Annotated in this window: 12 protein-coding genes; 1 reads left to right on the plus strand and 11 read right to left on the minus strand. The window is 61.3% G+C overall.

Going from position 1 to position 15,073, the window contains the following annotated elements; translation table 11 throughout:
• From AC1DYM_RS22065 to AC1DYM_RS22095, 7 genes are all read right to left on the minus strand, one after another.
• Window positions 1-1,138: nucleotide sugar dehydrogenase (locus AC1DYM_RS22065; RefSeq protein ID WP_477342058.1), on the minus strand; the 1,138-nt coding region annotated here is incomplete at its 3' end.
• 8 nt (window positions 1,139-1,146) lie between these two features.
• A complete protein-coding gene (locus AC1DYM_RS22070) occupies window positions 1,147-2,763 on the minus strand; it encodes a hypothetical protein (protein ID WP_477342039.1) in 1,617 nt (538 codons plus the stop codon).
• 90 nt (window positions 2,764-2,853) lie between these two features.
• Window positions 2,854-4,758, minus strand: coding sequence for a DUF6311 domain-containing protein (locus AC1DYM_RS22075; protein ID WP_477342041.1), 1,905 nt, complete (start codon window positions 4,756-4,758; stop codon window positions 2,854-2,856).
• Window positions 4,759-4,937: 179 nt separating this feature from the next.
• Window positions 4,938-5,537: a hypothetical protein gene (locus AC1DYM_RS22080; protein WP_477342043.1), complete on the minus strand. Its 600-nt coding sequence runs from the start codon at window positions 5,535-5,537 to the stop codon at window positions 4,938-4,940.
• On the minus strand, window positions 5,534-5,932 hold the full coding sequence (locus AC1DYM_RS22085; protein WP_477342045.1) for a GtrA family protein: 399 nt from the start codon (window positions 5,930-5,932) through the stop codon (window positions 5,534-5,536). Before AC1DYM_RS22085 ends, AC1DYM_RS22080 begins: the two co-directional genes overlap by 4 nt.
• Complete coding sequence (locus AC1DYM_RS22090; RefSeq protein WP_477342047.1) at window positions 5,916-6,863, minus strand: glycosyltransferase; 948 nt, start codon at window positions 6,861-6,863, stop codon at window positions 5,916-5,918. Before AC1DYM_RS22090 ends, AC1DYM_RS22085 begins: the two co-directional genes overlap by 17 nt.
• A gap of 2 nt (window positions 6,864-6,865) precedes the next feature.
• Window positions 6,866-7,816 carry a UDP-glucuronic acid decarboxylase family protein gene (locus AC1DYM_RS22095; RefSeq protein ID WP_477342049.1) on the minus strand — a complete coding sequence of 317 codons (951 nt, stop codon included), beginning with the start codon at window positions 7,814-7,816 and terminating at the stop codon, window positions 6,866-6,868.
• 293 nt (window positions 7,817-8,109) lie between these two features.
• On the opposite strand from AC1DYM_RS22095, the gene AC1DYM_RS22100 reads away from it, so the two are divergent.
• The gene (locus AC1DYM_RS22100; protein WP_477342051.1) at window positions 8,110-9,522 is read left to right on the plus strand and encodes a mannose-1-phosphate guanylyltransferase/mannose-6-phosphate isomerase; all 1,413 of its coding nucleotides are present in this window, start codon (window positions 8,110-8,112) and stop codon (window positions 9,520-9,522) included.
• A gap of 49 nt (window positions 9,523-9,571) precedes the next feature.
• On the opposite strand, the gene AC1DYM_RS22105 is transcribed toward AC1DYM_RS22100, so the two are convergent.
• The 4 genes from AC1DYM_RS22105 to AC1DYM_RS22120 are packed head-to-tail and all read right to left on the minus strand — an operon-like array spanning window position 9,572 to window position 14,967.
• Window positions 9,572-10,924, minus strand: coding sequence for a phosphohexomutase domain-containing protein (locus AC1DYM_RS22105; protein ID WP_477342053.1), 1,353 nt, complete (start codon window positions 10,922-10,924; stop codon window positions 9,572-9,574).
• Window positions 10,921-11,835, minus strand: a complete 915-nt coding sequence (locus tag AC1DYM_RS22110; RefSeq protein ID WP_477342055.1) for an NAD-dependent epimerase/dehydratase family protein — start codon at window positions 11,833-11,835, stop codon at window positions 10,921-10,923. Before AC1DYM_RS22110 ends, AC1DYM_RS22105 begins: the two co-directional genes overlap by 4 nt.
• The gene (gene gmd, locus AC1DYM_RS22115; protein WP_477342057.1) at window positions 11,819-12,853 is read right to left on the minus strand and encodes a GDP-mannose 4,6-dehydratase; all 1,035 of its coding nucleotides are present in this window, start codon (window positions 12,851-12,853) and stop codon (window positions 11,819-11,821) included. Before gmd ends, AC1DYM_RS22110 begins: the two co-directional genes overlap by 17 nt.
• A gap of 29 nt (window positions 12,854-12,882) precedes the next feature.
• Entirely contained in the window at window positions 12,883-14,967 is a 2,085-nt protein-coding gene (locus AC1DYM_RS22120) for a glycosyltransferase (protein ID WP_477342060.1), read from the minus strand.
• Window positions 14,968-15,073 lie beyond the last annotated feature (106 nt).

Raw genomic sequence — 15,073 nt, forward strand, 5'->3', positions numbered from 1 at the left:
AGACCTTTTCGGCCACGTCCGTGAGGGCGTCCGACATGCGGTTGCTGATGATGACGTCGGCTTCCCGCTTGAACTGGGCGAGATCGTTGACGACCCTCGAATGGAAGAACTCCTCGGTATCCAGCACGGGCTCGTGAACGATCACTTCCACGCCCTTCGCCTTGATGCGCTTCATGATGCCCTGGATACTGGAAGAGCGAAAATTGTCCGAGCCGCTCTTCATGATCAGGCGATAGATACCGACCACCTTAGGCTTCCGGCGAAGAATGTCCGCAGCAATGAAGTCCTTGCGCGTCGTGTTCGATTCGACGATGGCCTTGATCAGGGTCTGTGGGACGCTCTGGTAGTTGGCCAGGAGCTGCTTGGTGTCCTTTGGCAGGCAGTAGCCGCCATAGCCAAACGACGGGTTGTTGTAGCCACCGCCGATGCGTGGATCCAGGCTGATCCCCTCGATAATGTGACGGCTGTCCAGCCCATGGGTGACCGCGTAGGTGTCGAGCTCGTTGAAATACGACACGCGCATGGCCAGGTAGGTGTTGGCGAACAGCTTGATCGCTTCGGCCTCCGTCGAGTCGGTGAACAGGACGGGTACGTCCGCTTTTTCGGCGCCCGCTTTCAGCAGGCCAGCGAAAACCTTGGCGGCAGGCGAGTGATCGCCAACGATAATGCGCGAGGGGTGCAAATTGTCATAAAGGGCCTTGCCCTCGCGCAAAAACTCGGGCGAGAAGATGATGTTGTCTATGCCGAACTTCTCGCGAAGCTTCTGGGTGTAGCCCACGGGAATGGTCGACTTGATAACCATCGTCGCTTGCGGATTGAATGTCAGCACCTGCCCCACAACCGCCTCGATCGAACCGGTGTTGAAGTAATTGGTGTCCGGGTCGTAGTCGGTCGGTGTCGCGATAATCACGAACGAGGCGCCTTCGTAGGCATCCTTCGGATCGAGGGTCGCGCGGAAATTCAGCCCATCGCCCGCCAGCGCCGCCTCGAGTTCGGCATCGACGATCGGGGACCGCCTCTGGTTGAGCATGTCGACTTTGCTGGCCACGATGTCCAGGGCCACGACTTCGTTGGCCCTGGAGAGCAGGACGCCGTTCGAAAGGCCGACATATCCTGTGCCGACAACGGCAATCTTCATAGTCATGTTCATTCCATCTTGTTTAGTGACGCGGCAGCTTCGCGGTTCCACGGAACGGACAATGGCGGTACCCCGATGTCATGGGACCAGAACATACCTTCCTGGACGATCGAAAACTGCAGTTGCTGGTCCTCGCCATCCGGCGTGGGTGCGATGATTGTGACCGACTTGGCCTGACCCGGCGCCAACGCGGGCAGGACGCGGCGTTCATCCCACCCCTTGTGGAGGTCCGCTTGTGGACCCGCGACCCGCCAGGAGAGCGATAACGCCGGGATCGATGCCCCACGCAGCGACGTGGCGTCGTTGCCATTGGCAACGAGYAGGCGTACCTCCCACGCGCCGTCGGGACGCTGCTGCGCACCCTGATACGACAGATGGACATGACGTACATCATCCTCGGAGTAGCGCTCACTCGCCACTTTCAGGGGCGAAACACTTCGCCAGTAATCCGCCCGTTGGGCGCCGAAGAACGGCAGGTCACCACGCCAATAGGCACTCATGGCCATGAGGGTTACCAGGCAGCACAGCCCGACGAGAATCACGCAGATACGGCGTGCCGACGTACTCAGGGACATCAGGCCGTCCGCGAGGACGATCATTCCGAAAGGCGCCAGCTCGACGAATCCTCGATGGCCAAATCCGGCACCGAGATGCCATGCATGCCACGAGCCGTACAGGAGCGTGAATGTCGCGACCAGGGCAAGGAAGACTTGGCTGGTTGGCTTTCGCCATTGCGCAATGGCGAACAATACGCTGATCAGGAACACCGGGTAGTAGCTAAACAGGCCTCGCTCATAGGAGACCAGCACGTCCAGCGAGTGGCCAGCGAACGAGGGGAACCCTTCGGCGCCATAGCTGGATAACGAGGCCTCACCGGTGACATAACGACCATAGGCTAACAGCAGCGAAGCCGCGATACCCGTTCCGAGGAACCAGGCAAGGGGGACCCTCCAGCGATCTTCGCCGGTCGCCTGCCGAACGAACACGTAGACCACGGCCAGGCTCAACGCGGCATTGGTCTGCCGGACGGTGTACAGCCATGCGACGACCAGGCCGAAAGCGACAAGGCGTCGCCGGGAAATCGTCTGCCTTCCGTAAATCATCCACATCAAAGCCGTCGCACCGAAGGCACTGTAAACGTGACTGAATGAGGCATCGTAGGTGGAATAGTGAAACAACCCCGTACCGAAAACGAACGCCGCCACCGCAATCAGCGTCGTGGTAGCGGGAATGCCTCGTCGCGTTAGCAGGACACAGGCGAAAGCCGTCGTTGCGAACAGTAAGACGGAGCCGCCCCACAGCACGACACGATTTTCGCCAACCGAGAAGCCGGTCTCGTTGGGGTGTTCGGCGAGAACCGGCCAAGAGAAGACGAGCTGGAGGGAACCAACACCCGGCGGATACTTGTTCTTGCAGCGCATGCCGTCCGTACTTTCCCCAGAAAGCGCTGTAGCCGGAAGGAGCAGCGGCTTGTACCTGCAAAAGCTCAGGTCGCCGTTCGCGATTGCGTGTGCCCATGCGTGGTAACCGACGCCGTCGGACCGGATATCCGGCGCATTGTTGAAAGGACGCAGTGCGATGACGCCACCCAATAGGATGGCGAACAACAGCGCGGCAAGAAGCACGCCTGCACGGACCTGACGCACCGGCTCTTCACGCGTGGAATCTGAGTTCATCAAGAAGCCCCCCTGGCTACCCCTAAAACGGTTAAAACCTCATTTTTCCGCCGGCAAGCTGCCGAACGCTGTACGGAGACCGTAATCGTTCAGCCACGCGCGCCCTTCGAGGACGGCGCTGATCGCGAGTCGCCCTGTGTCACCTGGAGTTGCGGGTACCTGAAACGACACGATCCGCCTCTGTCCGGGGAGGATGGCGCCGTGACCGCCGATCTCGATGCGGGAAATCCATGCTGTCGGGTCAATCTGCTGCGTCTGACCGAGCTTCTGCCATGAAAGATGCAGCGCCTGAACCCTTGCACTCGACGTATTGAGGGCATAGGTCGATCCATTGAGGACCTCGACCTGGACGAGGAACTGGTTCGCCTCCCGCTGGATCGACTCGATCCGAAGGGAAATCTTGCTCGACAGCTCGAGTGGCATCTCCCGCCATGCGTCCGCCATCGAACAGGATGGGACGCCAGCGATCGCGACAGGACCCGAGGCCCCGGCAGGAAGGTGTCGCTTGAAGGTATCGGCAAAGAACCGCTTCGCGCCCTCGAGACGCGTCGCAGCCTGGACGCACGGATAGTCGTCGCTGTGCGGCTCGTATCCAGGCGCAAGGTTCCCGGAGTATCCGTTGAGCGTCGGCCTTCCCACCTCCTGGCCGACGATCATCCCGTCCAGTTCCGAAACGAAGAAGGGCGCATTCGGTCCACTAGGCACGAAGATGATCGCGTTGGACGGCAACGCCGATGGCAACTGCGCCACGATCTGCGAGGTGTGCGCCCGCGCCTGGGTGATATCAAGCTTGACCGTCTGCATGGCAACGGACTCAGCGACCATGAAACCTGACAGAAGTAGCCCTAAAACGCGCCATGAAACGCGCGCTTTGCGCAAAGCGTCGAGCGCCATCGCGACGAGTAGGGCAAGCGGCAACACCATAACGAGGCCGATCCGCGATACGGCGCGAATCGAATTCACGCCCGGCAGTTTTGCCAGGAGCATGTAGAGGGAATGCCCACCCACACTCAGCGTGAGCAACATGAGCAACAGGACCGAGATCGCGGCCATCCATCGCAAGCGCGATGTCGAACGGACGAGCCCTATGAGCGCAAGACCGAGAATGCCGATCCCGAAGAACATCTGGTGCTCGCCACGCATGGGAACGGAGAGATAGCGAGAGCTCAAGCCACCCCATATACCGGACTCGTCGGCCAGCAGATAGCTCTGGGGGCGGGGAAGCATCGTCGCGATCTCGTCGGGCACACGACGGAATCCGTACAGCTTGGCGTAGTGCAGGTACGGATACATCAGGCATACGAATGCGACGAACGCCAGCAGCAGCATGACGCCAGCGAAGACTAGCTGTCGTCGGACCGCGGGATCTCTCCACGAACGCCATTGATTGAACCAGCGGTGCGGACCGAACCCGTCAACCCGCCACTGGACCACGATCCAGGCGGCCAGGAACAACAACATGAAGTAGCCAAGGTAGATCGAAATGTAGAACTGCCCAACGACGGCCAGCGCCAGCCAGCCGATCCAACGCCAGCAGGCGGTTTCGCTGAATCGTTGCCAGCACAGCAGGCCTAACGGGACCAGGAAGCGATAGAGAAGCTGCGCATGACCGTGCTTTGCGATCACCGGCATGGGGAACGTGAACGCGAACGCTCCCACCGAACTCGCGAGCGGAGAGAACCGCAGCTTCCGCAGGACGCTATAGGAGACGAGGTAATTGACCGGGTATGCAGCTAGATACCAGAGGTCGAAGGCCTGGTATCGGTCCCAGCCGAGAGCCCTAAATATCGAATAGAGCCAGGCGGTCCCCCAATGATTGTCGGAGAACGTCAGGGCCCCGGGCATCGGGTAGAAGAACGGCGGGCTCAGGAGACTCCGGTCCTGCCCCGTCACCCAGCGGTAGAAGTGCTCAAGGACGATGTCGTTGAAACGGGCATCACCCATGTCCCCAGGCATGCACGTCAACTGGCAGGTGTGCGCGACGGGGATGAACCAGAATCCAAGCAAGAGAACCGTAAGCGGTAGCACCCATCGCCAGAGGCGTGCGGCGCCACTGGCGACGGACTCGGTGTCGGTGTCGGTGTCGGTGTCGAAAATGCTGCGCATGCGCGATTCCAGTCCCGTCAGTGGCAACGGTAATCCGTCGCCATGACACTATTGCGGAACGGATCCGTGAGTGCGTCCGTATATTGCCCCATCAACAAGCGATGAGTCGGCAGAAGGTTCTTCCGATAGAAACGACTGAAGGTTGCGAGACGCTCACCCCAGGGGGTCAGTTTCACGCAACCATTCTCGATCGTGATCGTGCCCGACTGGAGCTGCTCTGTGAGGCGGACTTCAACGAGGTGGTGCTCGCGCACGTACTCCTCGGTGAAGACGTCATGGAAGGCATCTTCCCGGATGCCGCCACCACGCTGCTCGAGCTTCTCAAGGATGTAGAAGGACAGCGAACGGTCGATGACCGTCGGCACGGAAATCGCAAACGCGTATCCCCCGAGCAGCCAGATGAAGCCGAGCTGGATAAGCTCGAGGCGAGAGAAATCGCGAAACCATCGCGCGAGCGAGAAGCCGGCCATGACGATGACCAGCGCGATGACCGCGTCGAGGATCGTGGCATAGAAGACCACGTTGACGTGGAAATTCCGCATGTGGATGTAATACGTCACCAACAGGACGATGACGAAGACAACCGACGCCAGCAGCGCGCGCACGTACTTGTTCATTTGAATACCAGGAGTTTGTTGGCGACGAAGCTGAAAGCCATCTGCATGCACGTGGCCAGGACGAAGCCGATGCGATAGTCGAAGCCCATTCGGTCGGTCCAGATGTACATGACCGTGGCATGCAACAGGGCGATGACGGCATACACGCCAAGGAACAGGGTCCCCTGCTTTACGACGCTGCCTTCCTGGCCCTTGAAGACGAAATACCGGCTGCCGAGAAAGGACACCGTGATGCCGAAGCATGCGGCAATGGCATTGGCCTCGCCCGCAAGCGGCACATGCAGGACTTCCAGACAGAAACGCAGCACGCTGAAATGGACCGCCGTGGCTACAAGTCCATTGATGATGTAGCGAACGACCTGCCCACTGAGCGCCTTTTTAGCGCTCGCGGGCATGAAGCACCTCGTCGATGAATTCACGGTAGCCGTCGCGCCCCAGGACACCACCGCTTCGCATCATTCCCGACAACATCAGGATGATCAGGGTGAGTGCTGCCGTCTGCAGGAAGACGAGCACAAGGATGCCGAATGCCAACGAGAACCAGCCAGGCGTTGCAAAGCCCAGGGTCTTCAGCAGCAGCGCGGTAATACCGCCGAGCACCGAGAGGCCTGCGACCAGCGTGCACGCAATACCCACGCGCACCAGAACGTCTTCCGCGAACACCATGAGCGCACGAAATCCGTGCAGCGCAAGGCCAACGAAATTCATCTTGCTCTTACCGGCGTAGCGCGGACCACGATCCAGCGCGCAACTCTGCACGCGAAGCTTTGAACCCAGGACACACGCGGCGACGTGGATCCACAACTCCTGCATGGACGCCAAGCGACGCACTGCGGGCATCTTGGCCGCCATGAAGTTGCCGAAGCTGATCTTGCGGCCGCTGAGAAGCGAAAACAACGTTTTGTAGACCACGTAGAACGCCTTGAACTTCACCGACTCCACGCGGCTCTTGCGCGCGCCGACGACGACGTCCACGTCCGGAGACGATAGACCGGCGACGAGTTCAGTGATGCTCTCGGGCGTATCTTCCCCGTCGGAATCCATCACGACAACGGTGACGTCGTCACCGAAGTTCTCCGCGACATAGCTCAGACCGATGGCGATGGCACGCTGATGGCCGACGTTACGACGCAGCTTGACCACCACCCCATCCAGGCCCGCGGCGGAAATGGCGGCGGGATCCACGGGCTGGCGCACGGAACCGTCGTCGACAGCGACGATGTAGGTGTCCGGTCCTTGCGTCCGTGCCAGTTCCTGGAACAACCGTGAGGACGCTTCAACGTCCTCGTACACCGGCATTACGACGATCTTCCGCGCCACGCTCATAGTCATGCCTGCAGACGGTGTCGGAAGTACGCGATGGTTTCCTTCAGGCCGTCCTCGAGATTGACCTTGGGCTCCCAGTCAAACGTCGCCTTGGCCAGGCTGATGTCCGGCTGGCGCTGCTTCGGGTCATCCGATGGCAGGGGGCGGTGCACGATGGTCGAGGTGCCGCCAACGAGGCGCACGACGGTCTCGGCCAGCTCGAGCATCGTGAACTCGCCCGGGTTGCCGATGTTGACCGGGCCAGTGAAGTCGGCCGCGGAATTCATCAACCGGAGCATGCCCTCGATCAGATCGTCGACGTAGCAGAAGCTACGGGTCTGCATGCCATCGCCATAGATGGTGATCGGCTCGCCCTTGAGCGCCTGCACGATGAAATTGCTGACCACGCGTCCGTCGTTCGGGTGCATGCGCGGACCATACGTATTGAAGATACGCATGACCTTGATCTCGAGCTGGTGCTGACGCCAGTAATCGAAGAAGAGGGTTTCGGCGCAACGCTTGCCTTCGTCGTAGCAGCTGCGGATACCGACCGGATTGACCCGACCCCAGTAGCCTTCGACCTGCGGATGGATCTCGGGATCGCCGTAGACCTCGCTGGTACTGGCCTGCAGGATGCGGGCACCAACACGCTTGGCCAGGCCGAGCATGTTGATCGCACCGTGCACGCTGGTCTTGGTGGTCTGCACAGGATCATGCTGGTAATGCACCGGCGAGGCCGGGCACGCCAGATTGAAGATGCGATCCACTTCCACGTACAGCGGGAAGGTCACGTCGTGGCGCATGAGCTCGAAGCGCGGGTGCTTCAGCAGCCCGTCCACGTTGGCCTTGCTGCCCGTGTAGAAGTTGTCGACGCAAAGCACATCGTGGCCGGCCTCGATGAGGCGGTCGCACAAATGGGACCCCAGGAACCCGGCCCCGCCGGTAACTAGTACACGTTGTTGATTTTCTGACATTTCCATTCCTCGGGATCCACGGGTGCCGGCATGGCAACGGGGCCTCTGCCCCTTCGCAGGCCGACCCCAAATTCTTTCGATTGTATGCGAAGTCAAAAGCCCGTGGCTGGATTGCAGGCCAGCAGCGGCGAATGGGCTGAAATGGCGCAAAAGGTCGAGGATGATACTACGGCGGGTCCGATGGGCGCCCTGTCACGCAATACGACACCGACTGAACGACCCGCGTGGCCGCGCGGCCAGACTGACGAGGTCCCGCTATAATCGGCCAGTTAACGTCCATTGGAGCGGAACCCATGATTGTCCCAGTCATTCTCAGCGGCGGCAGCGGCACCCGTCTCTGGCCCCTCTCACGGAAGAACCGCCCCAAGCAGTTTCTTGCCCTCGTGGGCGATACCACCCTCTTCCAGCAGACGGTCGAGCGCACCCGAAAACTCGCTAATACCGGTGCCCCCATCGTGGTTTGTAGCGAGGACCACCGGTTTACCGTGGCTGAGCAGCTCCAGGAACTTGGTGTCGACGGCTCGGCGATCCTGCTCGAGCCCGCTGCCCGCAATACCGCTCCAGCTATCGCCCTGGCCGCCATGCAGGCCCGCCAGAACGATTCGGAGGCCATCCTTCTCGTCCTGCCGGCGGATCACCTGATCGGCGACGAAACCAGCTTCGTCGACGCCGTGAAGCGCGCCGCGCCGTTGGCGATCCAGGACTGGCTGGTCACGTTCGGCATTCGCCCTGAAGCCCCCGAAACCGGCTTCGGCTATATCAAGCGCGCGGAGGCGGTGTCCGATAGCGGTTTCAAGGTAGCCAAGTTCGTCGAAAAGCCCAATGCGGAGACCGCCGCGCAATACGTCCAGAGCGGCGACTTCGACTGGAACTCGGGCATGTTCCTGTTCAAGGCGTCCCGCTACCTGGAAGAGCTGGAGAAGCACTCGCCAGCGATCCATGCCGCCACGGTCAAGGTGTTCGCCACCGCGCAGCCCGACCTCGACTTCGTCCGCTTCAACAAGGAGAGCATGGTCGAGGTGCCGGACGACTCCATTGACTATGCGGTCATGGAGAAGACCGACCGCGCCGCCGTGGTTCCCGTGAGCTGCCGCTGGAGCGACATCGGCTCCTGGTCGGCCCTGTGGGAGGCCGCCGACAAGGATACCGACGGCAATGCAACCCATGGCGACGTTATCACCCTCGAAACCCGCAATACCCTGGTCCGCACCCACGAACGGCACATGGTCGCGACCATCGGTCTCGATGACGTCGTGATCGTCGCTACGCCTGACGCGACCCTCGTCGCCTCACGCAACAAGGTCCAGCACGTCAAGAAGATCGTGGATCAGCTCAGCAGCGCGGGCCGCGGCGAGCATCTGGCTCATCGCCAGGTCTATCGTCCGTGGGGCAGCTACGACTCTATCGACATGGGTGAGCGATTCCAGGTCAAGCGCATCGTCGTCAAGCCGGGCTCCGTCCTCAGCCTGCAGATGCACCACCACCGTGCGGAGCACTGGATCGTGGTATCGGGCACCGCCGAGGTGACGTGCGGCGAAAAAGTCTTCCTGCTGGCCGAGAATCAGAGCACCTACATTCCACTGGGCGTGACACATCGCCTGCGTAACGTAGGCAAGGTGCCCCTAGAGTTGATCGAAGTACAGTCGGGCAGCTACCTGGGCGAAGACGATATCGTCCGCTTCGAGGACGTCTACGGCCGCGCTTGAAATTCGCGGATCCAGAAGAAAGCGGGCCGATCGAATCGGCCCGCTTTTTTTATGCCGGTGCTCCGCCGATCAGGCCTTGCAGCTCGGCCGTCCTGGCCGCCATCAGCGAGGCATCACCGCGCGACTCGACATTCAGACGGAGCAACGGCTCCGTATTCGACGAGCGGAGATTGAATCGCCACGTCCCGAACGACATGCTGACGCCGTCGATACTTTCGATACTCTCGGCCGAGGCACGATAGTGCTCGACGATGCGTGACACCGTCGCCGGCGCATCGTCCACGCGGAAGTTGATCTCTCCGCTACACGGATAGGCGGCCATGCGCTCCACCAGCATGTCCGTGAGCGAGGTACCGGTCTTACCGATACGCTCGGCCACGAGCAGCCACGGGATCATCCCGGAGTCGCAATACGCAAAATCACGGAAGTAGTGATGCGCGCTCATCTCGCCGCCATAAACGGCGTCCTCGGAACGCATGCGCTCCTTGATGAAAGCGTGCCCCGTCTTGCTCTCGACAGCGATACCACCCGCCGCAGCGACCATGTCGACCGTGTTCCAGGTAAGGCGCGGATCGTGGATGATCTTCGAACCCGGATGCTTCTCGAGCAGCTGGGCGGCAAGCAGGCCAACGATGTAGTAGCCCTCGATGAAGCCGCCCTGTGCGTCGAAGAGGAAACAACGGTCGAAGTCACCGTCCCACGCGATACCCAGGTCCGCGCCCGAAGCGATGACGGCCTTTGCCGTGGCATCGCGATTCTCCGGCAGCAGCGGATTGGGAATGCCGTTCGGGAACGTGCCATCCGGCTCGTGGTTCACACGAATGAACGTGAAAGGCAGGTGCGGCTCGAGCAGATCGACGATCGCTCCTGCGCCACCATTACCCGCATTGACCACGATCTTCAGCGGACGCAGGGTAGCCACGTCGATATAGCTCAGCAGATGGGCGATGTATGCCGACTTGTCGTGGTCCGCGCGAACGGCGCCGTTAGCCGAACCCGACTCGCCGAATGCATTTTCCTCGACCATGCGCTCGATATCGCGAAGACCGGTGTCGCCACTGATCGGACGGGCGCCTTCGCGCACCAGCTTCATGCCGTTGTAGTCGATCGGGTTGTGGCTGGCGGTCACCATGATGCCGCCGGCGACGTCACGGTGCGCGGTCTGGAAATAGACCTCTTCCGTGCCGCACAAGCCGATATCGATCACCTGGCGACCTTCGTCGGCCAAGCCCCGAGCCACTTCGGTCGCGAACGCGGGGCTGTCCAGGCGGATGTCGTAACCAACGACCACGTCGCCCTCGCCCACCGTGCGCGCGAAGGCGCGACCGATGCGGTAGGCGACTTCGGCGTTGAGCTCATCCGGGACCCGGCCGCGGATGTCGTAAGCCTTGAAGCACTTCATGCGATTTTCCTGGAGGCGAACATCCACTCGAGCGTGGTGCGCAGCGGAATGATGTCGAGCGGTCCGATGAGCGACTGCAGCCGGCGATTGTCACCGGTAAGGCGAGCCACCTCGTTCCCGCGTACGAAGGCGGGATTGACCCGAACCTCGATCTCGTAGCCGGCGATCTCCTGCATCATGCCGATGACCTGCATCAGCGAAACCGACGTGCCCGAGCACAGGTTGACCGTCTGGCCGGACGCGTTCGCAGACAGCAGGCGCACATAGGCATCGGCGACGAAGCGAACATCCTGGAAATCACGCGCGACATCGATATTGCCCAGCTCGATCACACGCTCGCCGCGCTGGAAGTGCGAGACGATTTTCGGCAGCAGGAAATTGTCCGCCTGCCCCACGCCGGTGTAATTGAATGGCCTGGCCAGAATGACGGGCAAGCGGTCAGTCCAGAGCTTCGCCATGTATTCCATGGCGAGCTTGCTCACGGCGTAGTCGTTCGCCGGGGACGGCTCAACCGACTCGCTCAGCAGTTCGACATCGCTGTTGCCGTAGACGTTGGCGCTACTGGCCAGCAAGACGGCACGAGGTGCCGTCTGCAATGCAGCCAGCGACTCCATCAGGTGCCGCGTGCCGACCACGTTCGTGCGGTACATCTCGTCGGCATCGCCATGCGCCACGAAGGCGATGGCAGCGAGATGGATGACGGCATCCGGCCGCGCGTCGGCCACCGCTCGTGCCACCGCTGCGCGATCGATCAGGTTGACCGACGACGAATCGAGGTCCTCGGGCTGATCGACCAGCCCAAGCACCTCGTGGCCGGCCGCGCGCAACGCCGCCACCACGTACTGGCCCGTGAAGCCCTTATGGCCGGTGACAAGTACCCGACCGGGCTTGACCTCAGAACGAGGCGTCACGTTCGTTCCTGACAAGGTCAGCTTCCACCATCATCTTGCACAGATTTTCGAGTGTGGTCTCCGGCTTCCAGCCGAGCTTCTCGAACGCTTTGGCGGGATCGCCGATGAGCAGTTCGACTTCGGCCGGACGGTAGAACTTCGGATTGATCTTCACGAGGACCTTGCCGGTCTTGCGACAGGTACCCGTCTCGTTTTCCTCACTGCCCTTCCAATCGATGTCGATATCGACAGCGGCAAAGGCCAGCGTCACGAAATCACGGACCGTCTCGGTGCGGTTGGTGGCGAGCACGAAGGTATCCGGCTCGTCCGCCTGCAGCATGCGCCACATGCCTTCGACATATTCCTTGGCAAAACCCCAGTCACGCTTCGCATCGAGATTGCCAAGCTCGAGGACGTCGAGCTTGCCCAGTTTGATCTTAGCCACCGAATCGGTGATCTTGCGGGTAACGAACTCGCGCCCGCGCAGCGGCGACTCGTGATTGAACAAGATACCGCTGGCACCGAAGATGCCGTACGACTCGCGGTAGTTCACCGTAATCCAGTGGGCGTAGAGCTTGGCAACGCCATACGGGCTGCGCGGATAGAACGGCGTATCTTCTTTCTGCGGCACGGCCTGTACCTTGCCGAACATCTCCGACGTCGACGCCTGGTAGAAGCGGATCTCCGGATTCACGATGCGGATGGCTTCCAGCATGTGCAGCGCCCCCACGCCGGTGATGGCGGCCGTGGTCGCCGGCTGATCGAACGATACACCGACAAAGCTCTGTGCAGCGAGGTTGTAGACCTCGGTTGCGCCAGTTGTCTGGAGAAGACGGATGGCCGAGCCGCCGTCGGTCAGGTCGAATTCGACCAGCTCCAGATTCGGGTGGTTCTGAATGCCCAGCTCTTCGATCCGCCAGAAATTGACGGAGCTGGTACGCCGATACGTACCGTAGACGCGGTAGCCTTTTTCGAGGAGCAGTTGCGCCAGGTAGGCGCCATCCTGACCAGAAATTCCCGTTACCAGAGCAGTCTTCATAGCTAATTCTCTTTAGTTGAATCAATATTCTATCGTGGAGCCATCGTCGGCGGTCCATGCCGGGGACCGGGCCAGGTCAGCGAGGCACGCCCCGCCTCGATGTTTTCCAGGAGCTGCCGTGCACTTGTCGCCCAGGTCCGGCCCGCGATGCCCGTGCTCTCCGGAGCCTTGCCTGATGCGCGTAAGCGTAGCCATTCACCGAGCTCATTAGCGAGGTCACCCCCGGTGGTCGCGCTGAAATAAGTGGCGTGCGCGCCGCCGACCTCGCGAAAAACAGGAATATCGCGGGCGATGATGGGAATGCCGTGACCGGCTGCCTCGATGAGAGGCAGGCCATAGCCCTCGCCGTAGGAAGCGGCAATGAGAGCATCGGCACGACGGTACAACTCCGCCAGCAACTCGTCAGAGGCGGCACTGAACCAGTGAACGCGGGCCTTCTTGTCCCGCGTGGTCTGCTCGACGCGCTCGGCGAGTGTATCCACCATCCATCCCCGCTTGCCGACAATCACCAATTGAGCGTTCGAACCCTGCGCCTGGAGCGCCTCGAATGCGTCCACGACCTGGGCGTGCCCCTTCCGTGGTTCGACGGTGCCGACCATGAGAAACACCGGTGCCGGGTCGAGTGACTGAAGGATGTCCCGATCGTCGGGTGAGATGCCTGACGATGGCTTTCCGGACGCCAGGTCCGAACCCAAAGGAAACGATCCTATCGTGAGCGGCAGGATGCGAGGCGGATTCAGCTTAGCGAGCACACGTGCAACATCCGCACATACCGCTTCCGAAATGCACCAGAATCCATCTGCGACGGCACAGGCCGACAGGAACCACGTCCTGAAGATCGGCTCGAGCCAATCCGGAAAGAAATGCGGGTGCTGTATCGGCAGCATGTCGTAGATGACGAAATGACACGCCACGCCGGCAAGCCTGAAACGCTGTAGTTCAGGCAACATTTTGGGAAGGTCGAGCTGTGCCAGGTCCAGGCCCAGAAACATGTCCCCCGCCGCCACATCGACAGGCATGTCGGGAATACCCGTAGCCGGCAAGCCCAGCAAGTCACACGTATACCGGTGCGCGTAGACGTAGCCTCCGGCGGTGGCGCGAACCGGTTCCACCCGCCATTGCCCCGCACCCCCGCGCAAGAGCTCCAGGGCGACGCTGCGAACAACTCGTTCAATCCCGGTTCGCAAATCCTCGTTGGCCGTCACCGAGACATCCACTAGGAGGGTGCGCTGGCGCAGCGCCGGTGGATAATTGCGACTGAGCGCGCGTGCCACTGCGTCCAGATCGGCCGTTCGATCAGTCCCGGTGTGCTCGACAGCTGCAATCGCATCGACCAGGGCATGCAAGCTGCCCGCCGGACCGGCGCCGTAGAACCCCTCGATGGCCTCCGCATAGTGCGAGGCGACAACCTTTGGCGCGTGGCCGCTGACGAGATTCTCGTAGGCGCGGCGGCCGACTTTCGCCCGAAGGTCCGTGTCGTCGACGAGCAACTCCAGGGCACGCGAGAGATCCGCGATGGCGAATTCGTCGGCGAGGACAACCGCCTCCTCATCCGAGAATTCCGCCATGCTTCCATGGGCGTTCACGATCGTCGCGATGCCGTTGACCATGCAATCGAGAACCGCGGCCGAGGTTTCGCCACGTGAGCGTGAGCGAAGTTGCACACCGATGTCCGCCGCGGCGAGATACGTCGCATATTCCACGGCAGAAACATGCCCCGTAATGGTGATGCTGGCCTTCGTTCCCTTCACGAGGCGCTGGAGCAGCGCGGAATAGACCACGTTCGGAGAATCACCGACGAACACAAGCCGGCAGCGGGCATCATCGGCAAGGCGCGAGGTGAGCCACGCCTCGATCAACTTCTCATTGAGTTTCGTGTAAGCCAGGATGCCGAACGAGCACACAAGCACGTCGTCATCGGCTAGCCCGAGCTTTTCGCGCGCGAGCCTTCGCGCGTCCGAGGCAGGCGCTTCGCGCAGTAATGGAATGTTCCGCCATGCTGAGGTGTCGCCAGGGCCGTACCACTGTCGCGCAAGGTCAATGGCAGCACGGGAATGGACGATGACCCCTTGAGCAGCCTGGAGGACGCGCAGGTTGCAAGGGAACGCGTCCATGGCCTCCTGCGGCTCGTCGGCAGCGTGTCGGGCGATCAGGCCAGCGTATCCATGAGAATCGTAGAGCGCCTGGGTCCACCAGCCCGCACGTTCGCCGGATATCTCG

This window comes from Luteibacter sp. P1_D3, from assembly GCF_056406135.1.

Excerpts from the sequence above, each read along its gene's own strand:
- AC1DYM_RS22075 (WP_477342041.1), bottom strand. The coding sequence starts at position 4,758 with ATGGGTGATGCCCGTTTCAACGACATCGTCCTTGAGCACTTCTACCGC.
- AC1DYM_RS22080 (WP_477342043.1), bottom strand. The coding sequence starts at position 5,537 with ATGAACAAGTACGTGCGCGCGCTGCTGGCGTCGGTTGTCTTCGTCATC.
- AC1DYM_RS22085 (WP_477342045.1), bottom strand. The coding sequence starts at position 5,932 with ATGCCCGCGAGCGCTAAAAAGGCGCTCAGTGGGCAGGTCGTTCGCTAC.
- AC1DYM_RS22090 (WP_477342047.1), bottom strand. The coding sequence starts at position 6,863 with ATGAGCGTGGCGCGGAAGATCGTCGTAATGCCGGTGTACGAGGACGTT.
- AC1DYM_RS22095 (WP_477342049.1), bottom strand. The coding sequence starts at position 7,816 with ATGTCAGAAAATCAACAACGTGTACTAGTTACCGGCGGGGCCGGGTTC.
- AC1DYM_RS22100 (WP_477342051.1), top strand. The coding sequence starts at position 8,110 with ATGATTGTCCCAGTCATTCTCAGCGGCGGCAGCGGCACCCGTCTCTGG.
- AC1DYM_RS22105 (WP_477342053.1), bottom strand. The coding sequence starts at position 10,924 with ATGAAGTGCTTCAAGGCTTACGACATCCGCGGCCGGGTCCCGGATGAG.
- gmd (WP_477342057.1), bottom strand. The coding sequence starts at position 12,853 with ATGAAGACTGCTCTGGTAACGGGAATTTCTGGTCAGGATGGCGCCTAC.
- AC1DYM_RS22120 (WP_477342060.1), bottom strand. The coding sequence starts at position 14,967 with ATGGACGCGTTCCCTTGCAACCTGCGCGTCCTCCAGGCTGCTCAAGGG.